Source organism: Streptomyces sp. NBC_00016 (assembly GCF_045040885.1).
GTDB lineage: Bacteria > Actinomycetota > Actinomycetes > Streptomycetales > Streptomycetaceae > Streptomyces > Streptomyces coriariae.
Window position 1 is genome coordinate 8274734 of the sequence record NZ_CP108304.1, and the last position, 16065, is coordinate 8290798.

17 protein-coding genes are annotated in these 16065 nt (G+C 71.6%); 6 read left to right on the forward strand and 11 right to left on the reverse strand.

Going from position 1 to position 16065, the window contains the following annotated elements; genetic code table 11:
- Positions 1-20: 20 nt before the first annotated feature.
- The 3 genes from rocD to OG933_RS36730 all read right to left on the reverse strand — a co-directional run bounded on the left by rocD (position 21) and on the right by OG933_RS36730 (position 2707).
- Positions 21-1250, reverse strand: a complete 1230-nt coding sequence (rocD, locus tag OG933_RS36720; protein WP_405631203.1) for an ornithine--oxo-acid transaminase — start codon at positions 1248-1250, stop codon at positions 21-23.
- Positions 1247-2059 carry a dimethylargininase gene (gene ddaH, locus OG933_RS36725; RefSeq protein ID WP_054240453.1) on the reverse strand — a complete coding sequence of 271 codons (813 nt, stop codon included), beginning with the start codon at positions 2057-2059 and terminating at the stop codon, positions 1247-1249. The genes rocD and ddaH overlap by 4 nt, the downstream gene beginning before the upstream one ends.
- Positions 2060-2221: 162 nt before the next feature.
- Positions 2222-2707 carry an Lrp/AsnC family transcriptional regulator gene (locus OG933_RS36730; RefSeq protein WP_020131619.1) on the reverse strand — a complete coding sequence of 162 codons (486 nt, stop codon included), beginning with the start codon at positions 2705-2707 and terminating at the stop codon, positions 2222-2224.
- A 78-nt stretch (positions 2708-2785) separates the two neighbouring features.
- On the opposite strand from OG933_RS36730, the gene OG933_RS36735 reads away from it, so the two are divergent.
- Genes OG933_RS36735 through OG933_RS36750 form a run of 4 tightly spaced genes read left to right on the forward strand, consistent with a single transcriptional unit; the run spans position 2786 to position 6862 of the window.
- Complete coding sequence (locus tag OG933_RS36735) at positions 2786-3550, forward strand: LytTR family DNA-binding domain-containing protein (protein ID WP_020131618.1); 765 nt, start codon at positions 2786-2788, stop codon at positions 3548-3550.
- On the forward strand, positions 3547-3915 hold the full coding sequence (locus OG933_RS36740; RefSeq protein WP_372481795.1) for a hypothetical protein: 369 nt from the start codon (positions 3547-3549) through the stop codon (positions 3913-3915). The genes OG933_RS36735 and OG933_RS36740 overlap by 4 nt, the downstream gene beginning before the upstream one ends.
- Positions 3912-5642, forward strand: coding sequence for a cation acetate symporter (locus OG933_RS36745; RefSeq protein WP_020131616.1), 1731 nt, complete (start codon positions 3912-3914; stop codon positions 5640-5642). The genes OG933_RS36740 and OG933_RS36745 overlap by 4 nt, the downstream gene beginning before the upstream one ends.
- A complete protein-coding gene (locus tag OG933_RS36750; protein WP_405631206.1) occupies positions 5639-6862 on the forward strand; it encodes a sensor histidine kinase in 1224 nt (407 codons plus the stop codon). The genes OG933_RS36745 and OG933_RS36750 overlap by 4 nt, the downstream gene beginning before the upstream one ends.
- Here the strand turns inward: OG933_RS36750 and OG933_RS36755 are convergent.
- From OG933_RS36755 to OG933_RS36775, 5 genes are all read right to left on the reverse strand, one after another.
- Positions 6831-7013: a hypothetical protein gene (locus OG933_RS36755; RefSeq protein ID WP_020131614.1), complete on the reverse strand. Its 183-nt coding sequence runs from the start codon at positions 7011-7013 to the stop codon at positions 6831-6833. The genes OG933_RS36750 and OG933_RS36755 overlap by 32 nt on opposite strands.
- Positions 7014-7072: 59 nt before the next feature.
- Entirely contained in the window at positions 7073-8023 is a 951-nt protein-coding gene (locus OG933_RS36760) for a cytochrome c oxidase assembly protein (RefSeq protein WP_362534684.1), read from the reverse strand.
- 148 nt (positions 8024-8171) lie between these two features.
- Entirely contained in the window at positions 8172-9197 is a 1026-nt protein-coding gene (locus OG933_RS36765; protein WP_020131612.1) for a 6-phosphofructokinase, read from the reverse strand.
- Between the two features lie 241 nt (positions 9198-9438).
- On the reverse strand, positions 9439-10167 hold the full coding sequence (locus OG933_RS36770) for a type 1 glutamine amidotransferase (RefSeq protein WP_020131611.1): 729 nt from the start codon (positions 10165-10167) through the stop codon (positions 9439-9441).
- Between the two features lie 17 nt (positions 10168-10184).
- A complete protein-coding gene (locus OG933_RS36775; RefSeq protein ID WP_327181798.1) occupies positions 10185-11423 on the reverse strand; it encodes a MurT ligase domain-containing protein in 1239 nt (412 codons plus the stop codon).
- 158 nt (positions 11424-11581) lie between these two features.
- Here OG933_RS36775 and def point away from each other — a divergent pair, with 158 nt between their 5' ends.
- The gene (def, locus tag OG933_RS36780; RefSeq protein WP_405631208.1) at positions 11582-12136 is read left to right on the forward strand and encodes a peptide deformylase; all 555 of its coding nucleotides are present in this window, start codon (positions 11582-11584) and stop codon (positions 12134-12136) included.
- 75 nt (positions 12137-12211) lie between these two features.
- Here def and OG933_RS36785 read toward each other — a convergent pair whose 3' ends face one another.
- Positions 12212-12853, reverse strand: coding sequence for a TetR family transcriptional regulator (locus OG933_RS36785; protein ID WP_020131608.1), 642 nt, complete (start codon positions 12851-12853; stop codon positions 12212-12214).
- Positions 12854-13031: 178 nt separating this feature from the next.
- Between OG933_RS36785 and OG933_RS36790 the strand changes: the two genes are divergently transcribed.
- Positions 13032-14258, forward strand: coding sequence for an acyl-CoA dehydrogenase family protein (locus tag OG933_RS36790; protein ID WP_054240462.1), 1227 nt, complete (start codon positions 13032-13034; stop codon positions 14256-14258).
- Between the two features lie 91 nt (positions 14259-14349).
- On the opposite strand, the gene OG933_RS36795 is transcribed toward OG933_RS36790, so the two are convergent.
- Positions 14350-14586 (reverse strand): DUF6213 family protein, encoded by a 237-nt coding sequence (locus OG933_RS36795; RefSeq protein ID WP_028807142.1) that lies wholly within the window; start codon positions 14584-14586, stop codon positions 14350-14352.
- Between the two features lie 25 nt (positions 14587-14611).
- On the reverse strand, positions 14612-15997 hold the full coding sequence (locus OG933_RS36800) for an NADP-dependent succinic semialdehyde dehydrogenase (RefSeq protein WP_362534691.1): 1386 nt from the start codon (positions 15995-15997) through the stop codon (positions 14612-14614).
- Positions 15998-16065 lie beyond the last annotated feature (68 nt).

Genomic DNA, 16065 nt, shown 5'->3' on the forward strand with positions numbered 1-16065 from the left:
CCCCTCGCGGGGCGCGTCCCTCAGGCGTCGCGCGTCAGCACGCTCTCCAAGGTGGCCAGCGCCGAGGCCAGTTCCTCGCCGGTGATGGTCAGCGGCGGCGCCAGCCGGATGGTCGAGCCGTGGGTGTCCTTGACCAGGACGCCCTTGCGCATGAGGCGCTCGCTCACCTCGCGGCCGGTGCCCAGGGCCGGGTCGACGTCGACACCCGCCCACAGCCCGCGCGCCCGGAAGCCGACGACGCCCTTGCCGACCAGCCCGGTCAGCCCGTCCCGCAGGACCACGCCCAGCTCGGTCGCCCGGCGCTGGAACTCACCCGTCTCCAGCAGCTCCACCACCGCCGTGCCCACCGCCGCGGCCAGCGGATTGCCGCCGAACGTCGACCCGTGCTCGCCCGGCCGCAGCACCGACAGCACCTCCCGCCGGGCCACCACCGCCGACACCGGCACGATCCCGCCGCCCAGCGCCTTGCCGAGCAGCAGCATGTCGGGCACGACCCCCTCGTGCTCCACGGCGAGCGTCCGCCCGGTACGGCCGAGCCCGGACTGGATCTCGTCCGCGATGAACAGGCAGTTCCTGCGGCGGGTCAGCTCCCGGACCCCCGCCAGATAGCCGTCGTCGGGGATGACGACGCCCGCCTCGCCCTGGATCGGCTCGATCAGCACCGCCGCCGTCGTCTCGTCGACGGCCGCCTCCAGCGCGGCCAGGTCGTTGTACGGCACGATCCGGAAGCCCGGGGTGAACGGCCCGAAGCCCGCCCGCGCCGTCTCGTCCGTCGAGAAGCTCACGATCGTCGTCGTACGGCCGTGGAAGTTCTCGGCGGCCACCACGATGGTCGCCCGGTCGGCGGGTACGCCCTTCACCTCGTACGCCCACTTGCGGGCCACCTTGATACCGCTCTCGACCGCCTCCGCGCCCGTGTTCATCGGCAGGACCATGTCCAGGCCGGTCAGCTCCGCGAGCCGCTCGGCGAACTCGGCGAGGCGGTCGTTGTGGAAGGCACGGGAGGTGAGGGTGAGACGGTCCAGCTGGCGGTGGGCCGCCTCGATCAGCAGCGGGTGCCGGTGGCCGAAGTTGAGGGCCGAGTAGCCGGCCAGCATGTCGAGGTAACGGCGGCCCTCGACGTCCGTCACCCAGGCGCCCTCGGCGCTCGCGACGACCACGGGCAGCGGATGGTAGTTGTGCGCGAGAACGGGCTCCTCGGCGCGGATCAGATCGGCGGAGGTGCGCGTCGGGACGACGGGTGCGGTCATGAACGGATCTCCTGCGTGCAGCACTTGATGCCACCGCCGGCCTTCTGGAACTCCGAGAGGTCGACGGGGACGGGGACATAGCCGCGCTCGGTGAGACGGGAGGCGAGGGCCTCGGCCCGGGGCGCGATGAACACATGGCGCCCGTCGGAGACCGAGTTCAGACCGAACACCATGGCGTCGTCGCGGGTGGCGAGCACCGCGTCCGGATACAGCCGGGCGAGCACCTCACGGCTGCCGGAGGAGAACGCCTCCGGGTAGTACGAGATGTTGTCGTCGTCGAGGACGAACAGCGCCGTGTCCAGGTGGTAGAAGTGCGGGTCCACCAGGGTCAGGCTGATCACCGGGTGGCCGAAGAACTCCTGCACCTCCCGGTGCGCCTCACGGGTCGTCCGGAAGCCGGTGCCGGCCAGCACGTACCGGCCCGTCCACACCAGGTCGCCCTCGCCCTCGCAGACGGACTCCGGCCGGTGGACGTCGTAGCCCGCCGCCTTGAACCAGGTGTCGTAGTGGACGGACTCGGGCCGCCGCTCGGGCGCGTGGAACAGGGAGCCGAAGACCCGGCCCGCCACCACGACCGCCGAGTTCGCGGCGAAGACCATGTCCGGGAGACCGGGGGCCGGCTCCACGGTGTCCACGGTGTGGCCGTGGGCCCGGTAGGCGCGGACCAGTCCCTGCCACTGCTCCTGGGCGAGGTCGACGTCGACGGGGCTGTCGGGACGCATCCAGGGGTTGATCGCGTACTGCACGGCGAAGTGTCTGGGTTCACAGACGAGGAAGCGCCGAGGGCGCCGCACACGGGTTTCGGTCACAGTGAGGTACCTCCACCTTTCCCTTTTCCTGCGGAGTCGACTGGGGTTGACACCACGGTAGGAACTGACGGGGACGCCCGACAAGGAACATGCATTGCGTGTCGACGCAGGAATGCTGCGTGATGTGCCTGGTAAACGCAGGTTCACTGCGCCCACGCAGGTTTATTCGGGAGCGGGCTGGCTCGCGCCCGCCTCGGGGCTGTCCGGCAGCAGATGGGACAGCACCATCACGCTGATCGTCTTGCGGATGAAGGGCTCGGACCGGATGCGCTCCAGCACGTTCTCGAAGTGCTCCACATCCCGTGCCCGCACGTGCAGCAGCGCGTCCGCCCCACCCGTCACCGTCATCGCCGCGGTGATCTCCGGATGGTTGCGCGCCACCTCCGCGAGGCGCCTCGGGGGCGCGGCGCCCTCGCAGTACACCTCCACGTACGCCTCCGTGCGCCAGCCCAGCGCCGACGGCTGCACGGTGGCCGTGAATCCCGTGATCACCCCGGTGTCCCGCAGCCGGTCCACCCGGCGCTTGACCGCCGTCGAGGACAGACCGACGGCCGTCCCGATCTCGGCGAAGCTCGTCCTGGCGTTCGCCATCAGAGCGGTGATGATCTTCCGGTCGAGTTCGTCGAAAGGGGCGGGCGTGCTGTTCATGCGGGCACTGTATCCAGCGCATACGTCCACACCCCGGTGCATGTCCAGTCGTGCGGATCGCCCCTACACTCCACCTTCATGCTGCGCGCCCTCGCCGTCGACGACGAACGCCCCTCGCTGGAGGAGCTGCTCTACCTGCTCACCGCGGACCCCCGGATCGGCACCGTGGAGGGTGCCGGCGACGCGACCGAGGCGCTGCGCCGCATCAACCGTGCCCTGGAGTCCGGACCCGACGGCCCCGAAGCCATCGACGTGGTCTTCCTGGACATCCAGATGCCCGGCCTCGACGGCCTCGACCTCGCCCGTCTGCTCACCGGCTTCGCGCGGCCGCCCCTGGTCGTGTTCGTCACCGCCCACGAGGACTTCGCCGTCCAGGCCTTCGACCTCAAGGCCGTCGACTACGTCCTCAAACCCGTCCGCAAGGAACGGCTCGCCGAGGCGGTCCGCCGCGCCGTCGAACTCAGAGCCGCCGAACGGCGCGGCCCCGCTCCGCGCATCCCCGTGCACGAGCCCGACCCGGACCACATCCCCGTCGAACTCGGCGGTGTGACCCGCTTCGTCGCCGTCGACGACATCACCCACGTCGAGGCCCGCGGCGACTACGCCCGGCTGCACACCGACCGCGGCAGCCACCTGGTCCGGATCCCGCTGTCCACCCTGGAGGAGCGCTGGCGGGCCCGCGGCTTCGTCCGCATCCACCGCCGCCATCTCGTCGCCCTGCGCCACATAGGCGAACTACGCCTGGACGCGGGCACGGTGAGCGTCCTGGTGGGCGGCGAGGAACTCCAGGTCAGCCGCCGTCACGCCCGAGAACTGCGGGACCTGCTGATGAGGAGGCCCTGACCGTGCCCCACCAGGACCCCGCCGAGCGGCGTGTCGTCGTCACCGGGCCCGCCCGTCGTACCCTGCGCGCCTCCGGCTACTACCGGCCGCGTACCGAGATCGACGAGCAGACCACCCTCGGACACACCTACGTCCGCTCCCTGATGCGCTCCCAACTGCGGGCCGCCCTAGCGGTGTTCGCCGTCCTCACCCTGCTCGTGGGCCCGCTGCCGCTGCTCTTCGCGGCGATGCCCGACGCCCACCGCCTCGAATGGGCGGTCCTCGGCTTCTGCCTCTACGCCCCGCTCGTGCTGCTCGCCCGCTGGTACGTGCGCCGCGCCGAACGCAACGAGCGGGACCTCATACGCCTGGTCGAGGACCGATGAACTCGGCGTTCGCCGTCCCCGCCGTCGCGCTCGTCGTCGTCGCGACCGTCCTCGTCGGCGCCTTCGGTCTGCGCATCTCCCGCACCACCTCCGACTTCTACGTGGCCTCCCGCACCGTCGGCCCGCGCCTCAACGCGGCTGCCATCAGCGGCGAGTACCTCTCCGCCGCCTCCTTCCTCGGCATCGCGGGGCTGGTCCTGGTCCAGGGGCCGGACATGCTCTGGTACCCGGTCGGCTACACCGCCGGCTATCTGGTGCTGCTCCTCTTCGTCGCGGCCCCGCTGCGCCGCTCCGGCGCCTACACCCTCCCCGACTTCGCCGAGGCCCGCCTCGGCTCACAGTCGTCCCGGCGGCTGGCGGGCGCCTTCGTGGTCGGCGTCGGCTGGCTCTACCTGTTGCCCCAACTCCAGGGCGCGGGGCTGACGTTGACCGTGCTGACCGGCGCCCCCGACTCGCTCGGCGGCCTGATCGTCGCGGTCGTGGTCACCGCGATCGTCGCCGCGGGCGGCATGCGCAGCATCACCTTCGTGCAGGCCTTCCAGTACTGGCTCAAGCTCACCGCCCTCCTCGTCCCGGCCCTCTTCCTCGTCCTCGCCTGGCAGGGCGACGGCGCGCCCCGCGACGCCTTCGGGGAACCGGCCACCTTCCGCGACCAGCGCGTCGTCCGGGTCGACGACACCCTCGACCTCCGACTGGACCGCCCCCTGACCGTGACGGTGGACGGCCGCGTCGACGGCCGCCCGCACCGGGACGCCGTGCTCCGGCTCCCCGTCGGCACCCACCACATCGAGCGGGGCACCCGCCTCACCTTCGCCGAGGGCACCGCCGTCCCCGTCGCCGAGCGCGGCAGCAACGGCGGCATGTCCACCTCCCTCGCCGCCGGCCGCGAGGAACGCCCCCTGTACGCCACCTACGGCCTGATCCTCGCGACCTTCCTCGGCACCATGGGCCTGCCGCACGTCGTCGTCCGCTTCTACACCAGCCCGCACGGAGTCGCCGCCCGCCGCACCACGGTCGCCGTCCTCGCCCTGATCGGCGCCTTCTACCTGCTGCCGCCCGTCTACGGCGCCCTGGGCCGCCTCTACGCCCCAGAGCTGGCCCTCAGCGGCGACGCCGACGCGGCCGTGCTGTTGCTGCCCGACCGGGTGATCGGCGGCCTCGGCGGCGACCTGCTGGGCGCGCTGGTCGCCGGGGGAGCCTTCGCCGCGTTCCTGTCCACCGCGTCCGGGCTGACGATGGCCGTCGCGGGCGTGCTCACCCAGGACGTCCTGCCGACCCGGGGCGTCCGGCACTTCCGGCTGGGCACCGGGCTCGCCATGGCCGTACCCCTCGCCGCGAGCCCACTGGTGGGCGGGCTGCCGGTGGCCGACGCGGTCGGGCTGGCCTTCGCCGTGTCCGCGTCCTCCTTCTGCCCGCTGCTCGTCCTCGGCATCTGGTGGCGACGGCTGACCCCGCCCGGCGCGGCCGCCGGGATGCTGGTGGGCGGCGGTTCGGCGTTCGCCGCCGTCGCCGCGACCATGGCGGGCTTCCCCGGCACGGGCGGCCTGCACGCGCTGCTGGCCTGGCCCGCGCTGTGGTCCGTACCGCTCGGCTTCCTCACCATGATCCTGGTGTCCCTGGCCACCCCGGGGCGGGTCCCGGCCGGCACGGCGGCGATCCTGGCCCGGTTCCACCTGCCCGAGGAACTGCGCACGGAAGAGCTGCGAGCGGCGGAGGCGAAGGCATGAGCGGGTTCCTGGCGGGCGTCTGCATCGCCATCCTCCCCTTCGTCGCGGCGGGCTTCTGGCTGGGCCGCCGCACCGCCCGCCCCGAGAACCTCGGCGGCCTGGGCACCCCCGTCGAGCACGCCACCTTCGAGACCCTGCACACCGCCTCGCTCGCCGCGCCCCCGCTCCGGGCGGGCCTCACGGAGGAGACGGCCCGCAGATCGGCCCGCAGGCTGCGCACCCTGCTCGGCACGGACGCGCTGTGCCTGACCGACGAGACGCAGGTGCTGGTCTGGGACGGCGTGGGGTCACATCACCGCGCCGAGATCATGGAACGGCTGGCCGGTCCCCTGGAGAGCGGGCGCGGCGAGGCCTTCCGGCTCACCTGCGAGCACGCCGACTGCCCCGTCCGCTGGGCCGTTCTCGCCCCGCTCACCGTCGACGACCGGGTGCACGGCGTCCTCGTGGCCTGCGCGCCCCGCGAGTCCGCCGTCCTGGTCCGGGCGGCCGGCGAGGTGGCCCGCTGGGTGAGCGTCCAGCTGGAGCTGGCGGACCTCGACCAGTCCCGTACGAAACTGATCGAGGCGGAGATCAAGGCCCTGCGTGCCCAGATCTCCCCGCACTTCGTCTTCAACTCGCTCGCGGTGATCGCGTCGTTCGTCCGCACCGACCCCGAACGCGCCCGCGAGCTGCTCCTGGAGTTCGCCGACTTCACCCGCTACTCGTTCCGCAGGCACGGCGACTTCACCACCCTCGCCGACGAACTGCACGCCATCGACCACTACCTGGCGCTGGTCCGGGCCCGCTTCGGCGACCGTCTCGCCGTCACCCTCCAGATAGCCCCCGAGGTCCTCCCGGTGGCCCTGCCCTTCCTCTGCCTCCAGCCGCTCGTCGAGAACGCCGTCAAACACGGCCTGGAGGGCAAGGCCGACCAGTGCCACATCCAGATCACCGCGCAGGACGCCGGCGCCGAGGCCCTGGTCGTCATCGAGGACGACGGCGCCGGCATGGACCCGGTCGCGCTGCGCCGCATCCTGGCCGGCGAGGTGAGCCCCTCGGGGGGCATCGGCCTGTCCAACGTGGACGACCGGCTCCGCCAGGTGTACGGCGACGACTACGGCCTGGTCATCGAGACGGCCCTCGGAGCAGGGATGAAGATCACCGCCCGGCTGCCGAAGTACCAGCCGGGCGTCCACTCGGCGGCCCGCCTCACCGGTGGCCAGGGCCGGGCCGCGTCATGATCATGGCGAGCGTGATCAGCCCCAGCACGACCCAGCCGAACCACAGCCAGCCGTTGCTGCCGAGCGCCACCGTGTAGGCGGTCACCGCGACGAGTCCGCCGACGGTGAGCACCCCCATGGTCTTCGTGGAACTGTCCGTGGTACCTGCCATCGCGACACCTTTCTCGGGGCCGCCCTCCGCAGGGCGCGTCCCTCCATGGTGCCCCGGGTTCAGCGCCCCTGTGTGTTGAGCGACGCAAGATAGGCGTTGTACGCCTCCAGCTCCTGGTCGCCGTCGCGGTCCGCGGCCCGGTCCTTGCGCTTGGCCTGCCGCTGCTCGGAGCCGTACCACTGGAAGAGCAGCGCGATCAGCACCAGCACGGACGGGATCTCGCTGAACGCCCAGGCGATCCCGCCGGCCGCGTTCTGGTCGGAGAGCGCGTCGATGCCGAGCGAGGCGGGCGGGTTCTCGAACGTCTCGACCATCGGCTGCGAGGCCATCATCAGCGCGATGCCGAAGAACGCGTGGAACGGCATGCCCGCGAACAGCTCCAGCATCCGCATCAGATAGCCGGGCCGGTTCGGCCCCGGGTCCACGCCGATGATCGGCCAGAAGAACACCACACCGACGGCGAGGAAGTGCACCATCATCGCGAGGTGCCCCGCCCTGGAGCCCATCAGGAAGTCGAAGATCGGCGTGAAGTACAGCGCGTACAGGCTCGCGATGAACAGCGGGATGGTGAACGCGGGATGGGTGACGATCCGCATGTAGCGGCTGTGCAGCAGCATCAGCAGCAGCTCGCGCGGCCCCTTGCGACCCCGCCCGGCGGCCGGCAGCGCACGCAGCGCCAGCGTCATCGGCGCGCCCAGCAGGATCAGGATCGGCGACAGCATGCTGATCACCATGTGCTGCACCATGTGCACGCTGAACATGACCATGCCGTAGTCGTTCAGCCTGGTGCACATGACGAGCCCGATGGTCAGCACCCCGACGACGAACGACACGGTCCGCCCCACCGGCCACGCGTCCCCGCGCCTGCGCAGCCGCAGGACGCCCCAGCCGTAGAGCCCCAGCCCCAGCAGACAGCCGACGAGGAAGAACGGGTCCGCCGACCACTGAAGGCCCCGCCCCAGCGTGAACGGCGGCAGATCCATGGTCATGCCGTGCCCGCTGTGTCCCATGCCGCCGGCTCCTGATTCGTGGGGGGTTGTACGTTTCCTGCCGCCCACAAGAGTAGAGAAGCCCCCGGCGACCTCTGTCACCGGGGGCGAACGGCCCTGTCCCAGGGGTGCGGGGCCGGTACGGCGGACCCGCACCCGACCGGACGGACTAGAGCACGGTCTCCGCCTCGGCGTACCGGTCCTCGGGAACGGTCTTGAGCGTCGCGACCGCGTCCGCCAGCGGCACCATCACGATGTCCGTCCCGCGCAGGGCCGTCATCTTCCCGAACTCGCCCCGGTGCACCGCCTCCACCGCGTGCCAGCCGAACCGCGTGGCGAGCACCCGGTCGTACGCGGTCGGCGTGCCGCCGCGCTGCACATGCCCCAGGATGACCGGCCGGGCCTCCTTGCCGAGCCGGGACTCCAGCTCGATGGAGAGCTGCCGGGCGATCCCGGCGAACCGCTCGTGCCCGTAGATGTCCTTCGCGCCCTCGTCGAAGGCCATGCTGCCGGCCTTCGGCTTCGCGCCCTCGGCCGCGACGACGATCGCGAACCGCTTGCCCGCCTCGAACCGCTCGCCGACCCGGCGGGCCAGTTCGTCGATGTCGAAGGGCCGTTCCGGTACGACGATGGCGTGGGCGCCGGCCGCCATGCCGGACTGGAGCGCTATCCAGCCGGTGTGGCGTCCCATGACCTCGACGACGAGCACCCGCTGGTGGGACTCGGCGGTGGTCTTCAGCCGGTCCAGCGCCTCGGTCGCGACCCCGACGGCCGTGTCGAAACCGAAGGTGACGTCGGTGACGGCGATGTCGTTGTCGATGGTCTTCGGCACGCCCACGATGGGCAGCCCGCTGTCGTACATCAGCTTCGCCGCCTTGAGCGTGCCCTCACCCCCGATCGGGATGATCGCGTCGAGGCCGAGCTCCGCGACATGGCCCCGGGCCCGCTCCACGCCGTCCCGCAGATGCGAGGGCTGGACCCGGGAGGAGCCGAGGATCGTGCCGCCGCGGGCGAGGATGCCGCCCACCGCGTCGAGGTCGAGCTTGAGGTAGTCGCACTCCAGGAGGCCCTTCCAGCCGTCCCGGAACCCGATGACCTCGTCGCCGTGGTCGGCGACGGCACGGTGCACGACGGACCGGATGACGGCGTTCAGGCCGGGGCAGTCGCCGCCGGACGTGAGGACACCAATGCGCATAGCCCGAAACAACCTTCTCCACGTGGGCCGGTCCGGACCACACTGTCCGGCTCGAATCCCCGCCACCCTAGCGGCAGGAGGGGGCGGGGCCGAAGCATGCGTCCGCCTGCTGGACGTGCCTGCTCACCTGTGCGGATGCACCGTCAGACGGGCTGCTGACGGCACCCTGAAAATCAGGTGAACACACGGTCACGCGGACGGTCGCGCGGCAGCGTCCGCGCAGGCTGCCGCGCGGCCGTGCCTACGCGGGCTGCTGCGCGGCCGCGATGCGCTCGTTGCGGAGCGCCTCGTACCAGCGGTCGTCGATCGGCGGCAGCGCGTTCACGTCGAGCGCCAGCTTCAGCAGCAGGTCCGCGATCAGCGGGTTGCGGGCGAGCACCGGGCCGTGCATGTACGTGCCGAACACGGTGTCGTTGTACGCGCCCTCGGTGCCGTCGCCGGTGCCGTTGCCCTTGCCGAGCGAGACGCGGGCGAGCGGGCGGGCGGTCGGGCCGAGGTGGGTGATGCCCTGGTGGTTCTCGAAGCCCGTCAGCGGGGGCAGACCGAGCCGCGGGTCGATGTCCCCGAGGACGTCGCCCACACACCGCTCGCCCTCACCACGCGTCGTCGTCACGTCCAGCAGACCGAGACCGGGCTCACGCTGGCCGAGGTCGTTGACGAACTCCTGGCCCAGGATCTGGTACCCGGCACACACCGCGAAGACGATCGCGCCGTTCTGCACCGCCTGGTACAGGTGCCCGTCCCGGCGCAGCCGCTCCGCCGCGAGGCGCTGCGGCCGGTCCTCGCCGCCCCCGATCAGGTAGATGTCGCCGGAGGTCGGGATCGGCTGGTCGCTGCGCACGTCGAGACGCGCCACGTCCAGGCCGCGCTGCCGGGCGCGGCGCTCGACGACGAGGGCGTTGCCCTGGTCGCCGTAGGTGCTCAGCAGGTCCGGGTAGATCCACACCAGCCGCAGTTGGTTGTCGCTCATGGAAACGTCCTTAGTGGTCAGTTGCCGACGCGGCGGCGCAGGTCCTGGAACGCGGTGTAGTTCGCGATGACCTCGATCCGGCCCGGCGGTGCCTGCTGCACGGCCTGGTCGAGGTTCTCGCACACCTGGAAGTGCTGGTTGGCGACCTCCAGGCGCACCGCGAGGTCCAGCTTCCGGTCACCGACGACGAAGATCGGGTGGCCGGTCAGCCGCGTGTAGTCGACGTCCCACAGCCAGGAGGTGTCGGTGCCGTCGGCGCCGCGCGCGTTCACCGAGAGGATCACCGGGGTGGGCGGCGGATCGATCAGGCTGAACGTCTCGAGCCAGCCCGCCGGGTTCTTCGCGAGCAGCAGCCGCAGGTCACGGCCCTGGAACTGGACGACGTCGTAGCGTCCGGCGACGGCCTGCACCTGGTACATCCGCTCCAGCGCCACCTGCGGCGGCACCCCGAAGACGGCGGCCACGGCGGCCGAGGAGGCGGCGTTGGCCTTGTTGGCGCGGCCCGGCAGCTGGAGGTGGATCGGCCAGGCGGACCCGTGCGGGTCGAGCACGTGGTCCCCGGACAGCGCCCAGCTCGGCGTCGGACGCCGGAACCCGCACTCGCCGCAGAACCAGTCGTCACCGGGCCGCTGCATGACGCCACCGCAGGACGGGCACGACCAGGCGTCGTCCTTCCACATCTGCCCGGCGGCGACCCAGATCACGTTGGGGGAGGAGGAGGCGGCCCAGACCACCAGCGGGTCGTCGGCGTTGGCGACCACGACGGCCTTCGAACCGGCAAGCCCCTCACGCCAGTTCTCCGCGAGCATGCGGGTCTCGGCGGCGCGGTCCAACTGGTCGCGGGAGAGGTTGAGCAGCGCGATGCACTTGGGGGCGGTGTCCCGGGCCACGCCCGCGAGGTACTTCTCGTCGACCTCGATCACGCCGTAGCGGGCGTCGGAGCCGCCGGCGAGGGCCGAGGTGATGCCGGCCGGCATGTTGGCGCCGAGCGCGTTGGACACGACCGGCCCGGCGGCGCGCAGTGCCTCGGCGATCAGCCGCGTGGTGGTGGTCTTGCCGTTGGTCGCCGAGACGAGGATGACGTCCAGGTTCTGGGCGAGCCGGGCGAGAAGGTCGGGGTCGAGTTTGAGCGCCACCCGGCCGCCGATCACCGAACCACTGCCGCGCCCCGCGGCGCGCGACGCCGCCGCGACCGCTTTGCCGGCGGTCACGGCGATCTTGGCCCGCGGCGTGAGCGGGTCCGAGTTGCCTGCCATCAGTTCTCGATCCTCCTTGCGTACGCGCCGCGCCTCTGCCGTACGGCAACGTGGTGGGTGGTCAGCCTATCGAGATCCATTCGCACTCCCGAATCCCGGCACCACCTCACGCCCGTGAGCGGCATGCGCGTGTCAGAAAGGACCGTACCCTTGCCGCCATGCGACACGGCTCCATCCCGGGCGCCCACGGGCGCGTCCGGCCCCTCTCCCTGCTCGGCGACCCCGTCCTGCACACCCGCTGCGAGGACGTCACCGACTTCGGCCCCGAACTCGCCCGCCTGGTCGAGGACATGTTCGCCACGATGTACGCGGCCCAGGGCGTGGGCCTCGCCGCGAACCAGGTGGGCGAGCCCTTGAGGGTCTTCGTCTACGACTGTCCCGACGACGAGGACGTCCGCCACCTGGGCCATGTGGTGAACCCCCGGCTGGTGGAGGCCGACGGCATCGTCCTGCGCGGCCCGGAGGGCTGTCTGTCCCTGCCGGGTCTGGAGGCGGGCACGGAGCGCCACGACCACGCGGTGGTCGAGGGGTTCACGGTGACGGGCGAGCCGATCACCGTGCACGGCACCGGATTCTTTGCCAGATGCTTGCAGCACGAGGCGGACCATCTGGAGGGCACGGTGTACGCGGACCGCGTGACGGGGTGGCGCAGCAGGAGACTGACGCGCCAGGTCGCACGGGCCTCCTGGAGCCGGGGAGCCGGTCCCGCCTAGGGCGGGGATGTCGAGGTACGGCCGGGCCGTGCGGGCGCGAGCGCCCGCACGTGTCCCGCGCCCGGTGGGCGGGCGTCAGAATCCGGGCCCGCCGAGCTTGTCGCCGGCCGCCGCGAGGCGACCCCACAACAGATCGGCCAGACTCCGCACCAGCTCCGCTCGGGTGCAGGGGCGCTCTCCCAGCCACCAGTCCCCGGCCGCGTGCATCATCCCGACGATCCCGTGCCCCCACACCCGGGCCAGCTGCTGGCTGCCGGGTCCGAGGTCCACCCGGTCCTCGATGACCTGGGCCAGCTCCTCACCCATCCGCCGGAGCAGGGGTGCCGAGTGCTTGCCCACGTCGAAACCCTGCTCGCCCGGAGACCCGTCCGACGGATGCATCAGGAACCGGTAGACCTGGGGCCGGGCCTCGATCGCGGCGAGGTAGGTGTCCAGCGTGGCCTCCACCCGTTCGCGCCGCTCGGCGGGCGCGTCCAGCGCGGCCCGCAGCGAGTCCAGCAGCGCGTCCGTGTGCCTTTTGGCGAGCGCGGCGTAGAGTCCGCCCTTGTCGCCGAAGTGCCGGTAGAGGATCGGTTTGGTGATGCCCGCCTCCGCCGCGATCGCGTTCATCGAGGCCTGCGGCCCGTCGCGCAGCACCACCCGGTCGGCGGCCTCCAGCAGCTCGCGCCTTCGGCGGTCGGCGGACCGTTGCTGCTCGGTCCGCTGCGTGGTGTCCATGAGCTCTCCCCACCCGTGCTGATTCGGTGACGCCTGCGCAAACTAACACCTGGCAGCAGCCTGACATCGAACGGGCCGGGGGGCTCCCGGGTCGTCAGCAGGAGTTGACTTTTCCTACCGACCGGTAACAGACTCACGTTACCGCTAGTAACACGCACGTTCCGCCGCTGGAGGGGACATGGCCGAGTTCACCATGGAGCTCAACGACGAACAGAAGGAGGTCCGGGACTGGCTGCACGGCTTCGCGGCCGACGTCATCCGCCCCGCGGCCGCCGAATGGGACGAGCGTGAGGAGACTCCCTGGCCGGTCATCCAGGAGGCCGCCAAGGTCGGGATCTACTCCCTCGACTTCTATGCGCAGCAGTACTTCGACCCCACCGGCCTCGGTATCCCGATGGCCATGGAGGAGCTGTTCTGGGGCGACGCGGGCATCGCCCTGTCGATCGTGGGCACCGGCCTCGCCGCCGTGGGCGTTCTCGCCAACGGCACCGAGGAGCAGATCGGCACCTGGATCCCGCAGATGTACGGCGACGCCAGCGACGTCAAGGTGGCCGCCTTCTGCTCCTCCGAGCCCGACGCCGGCTCCGACGTGGCCTCCCTGCGTACGCGTGCCGTGTACGACGAGGCCAAGGACGAGTGGGTGCTGAACGGCACGAAGACCTGGGCGACCAACGGCGGCATCGCCAACGTCCATGTCGTCGTCGCGGCCGTGGACACCGAACTCGGCTCCAAGGGGCACGCCTCCTTCATCGTCCCGCCGGGCACCCCGGGTCTCGCCCAGGGCCAGAAGTTCAAGAAGCACGGCATCCGCGCCTCGCACACCGCCGAGGTGATCCTCGACAACGTGCGGATCCCCGGCTCCTGCCTGCTCGGCGGCAAGGAGAAGCTGGACGAGCGGCTGGCGCGGGCCCGCGAGCGGGCGAGGACGGGCGGCGAGCGCGTCAAGAACGCGGCGATGGCGACCTTCGAGGCCTCGCGGCCGGCGGTCGGCGCCATGGCCGTCGGCACGGCCCGCGCCGCGTACGAGGTGGCCCTCGACTACGCCAAGACCCGTGAGCAGTTCGGCCGCCCGATCATCGACAACCAGGGTGTCGCCTTCCAGCTCGCGGACATGCGCACCCAGATCGACGCCGCGCGGCTGCTGGTCTGGCGCGCGTCCTGGATGGCGATCAACGGAAAGCCGTTCACCGCCGCCGAGGGTTCGATGTCGAAGCTGTACGCCAGCGAGACCGCGAAGCAGGTCACCGCGCAGGCGATCCAGATTCTCGGTGGCAACGGCTACACCAGGGAGTACCCGGTGGAGCGCATGCACCGCGACGCGGCCATCTACACGATCTTCGAGGGCACGAGCGAGATCCAGCGCCTGGTGATCGCCCGCACGCTGTCGGGGATGCCGATCCGCTAGGACGGGTCGCAGAGACACCGCAGGACACCGCAGGACGACGTGGCACGGCCCCGGGGACGCCCCCGGGGCCTGCGCGATCAGCGGTAACGGACTACGGCGCACCCCCGCTGCTGTGCGCGATGCACGCCACATCGATCCGGTCGGCCAGCTTCGCGAGCTCGATGGTCAACGCGGCGACGGTGTCCTCGTCGAGCCCGTCCGCCCCGGCCTCGACGAGATGCAGCCACCGACCGCCCAACGTGCGGAGCAGCTTGCTCACGTCGGCCGCGGCCACCTGCAAGGTCCCGCGGTCATCGACGATCAGAGGCAGAGTCACTTCGCGGTTCACATCCGGGATCGTAGCCGCGCGGCGCTCACGCACCGTGCCAAACCGTGGTGATGTTGCAGAACTCCCGGATTCCGTGCCCGGACAGCTCACGGCCGTACCCGGACCGCTTCACCCCGCCGAAGGGGAACCCCGGATGGGACGCGGTCATCCCGTTGACGTACACACCGCCGGCCTCCAGATCCCGTACGAAACGGTCCACCTCGGCCTCGTCCCGCGTCCACACGTTGGAACTCAGGCCGAACGGCGAGTCGTTGGCGATGAGTACCGCCTCGTCCAGGTCGGCCGCCCGGTACAGCGTCGCGACCGGCCCGAACGCCTCCTCCCGGTGGATGCGCATCTCGCGGGTGATCCCGGAGAGCACGGTCGGCGGGTAATACCAGCCCGGTCCGTCGGGCCGTTCGCCCCCGCACAGGGCGGCGGCGCCGGAGCGTCGCGCGTCGTCCACCAGCTCCTCCAGGTCCGACCGCCCCTGCTCGCTCGCCAGCGGCCCGACGTCCGTCTCCTCCTCCAGCGGGTCGCCGACCTTCAGCGCCGCCATGCCCGCCACGAACCGCTCGGTGAAGGCGTCGTACACGTCCGTGTGAACGATGAACCGCTTCGCGGCGATGCACGACTGCCCGTTGTTCTGCACGCGCGCGGTCACCGCCACCTGCGCGGCCCGGTCGACGTCCGCCGACGGCATGACCACGTACGGGTCGCTGCCGCCCAGCTCCAGCACCGTCTTCTTGATCATCTCCCCGGCGGTGGCGGCCACCGCCCGCCCGGCCGGCTCGCTGCCGGTCAGGGTCGCCGCCTTCACCCGTTCGTCGCGCAGGATCTCGTCGACCGCGCCCGAGCCGACGAGCAGCGTCTGGAAGCAGCCCTCGGTGAAGCCGGCGCGGTGGAACAGGTCCTCCAGGTACAGGGCGGTCTGCGGGACGTTCGAGGCGTGCTTGAGCAGGCCGACATTGCCCGCCATCAGCGCCGGCGCGGCGAACCGGACCACCTGCCACAGCGGGAAGTTCCACGGCATCACCGCGAGCACCGGGCCCAGCGGCCGGTAGCGGACCAGGGCGCGCGCGGCGCCGGAGTCCTTCACGTCGGCGGCGGACGGCTCCTCGTCGGCGAGCAGCTCCGCCGCGTGCTCGGCGTACCAGCGCATCGCCCTGGCGCACTTCGCGGCCTCCGCGCGCGCCTGCTTCACCGGCTTGCCCATCTCGGTGGTCATCACCCGGCCGATGTCCCCCTGGTCCTCGTCGAGGAGGTCGGCGGCCCGCCCGAGCAGGCGGGCGCGTTCGGAATACGTCGTCGTCCGGTACGTACGGAAGGTGGCCTCCGCGAGCTGGAGCCGGCGCTCCAGCTCTTCCTCGCCCATGGCCTCGTACGTCCGAAGCGTCTCGCCGTTCGCCGGGTTCACCGTCGCGATGGGCATGACCGACCTCCTGAAGAGCTGACTGTGCTTCGACCTTCCCGCGCCGGACCCGGGGCCGCAACGCGTGC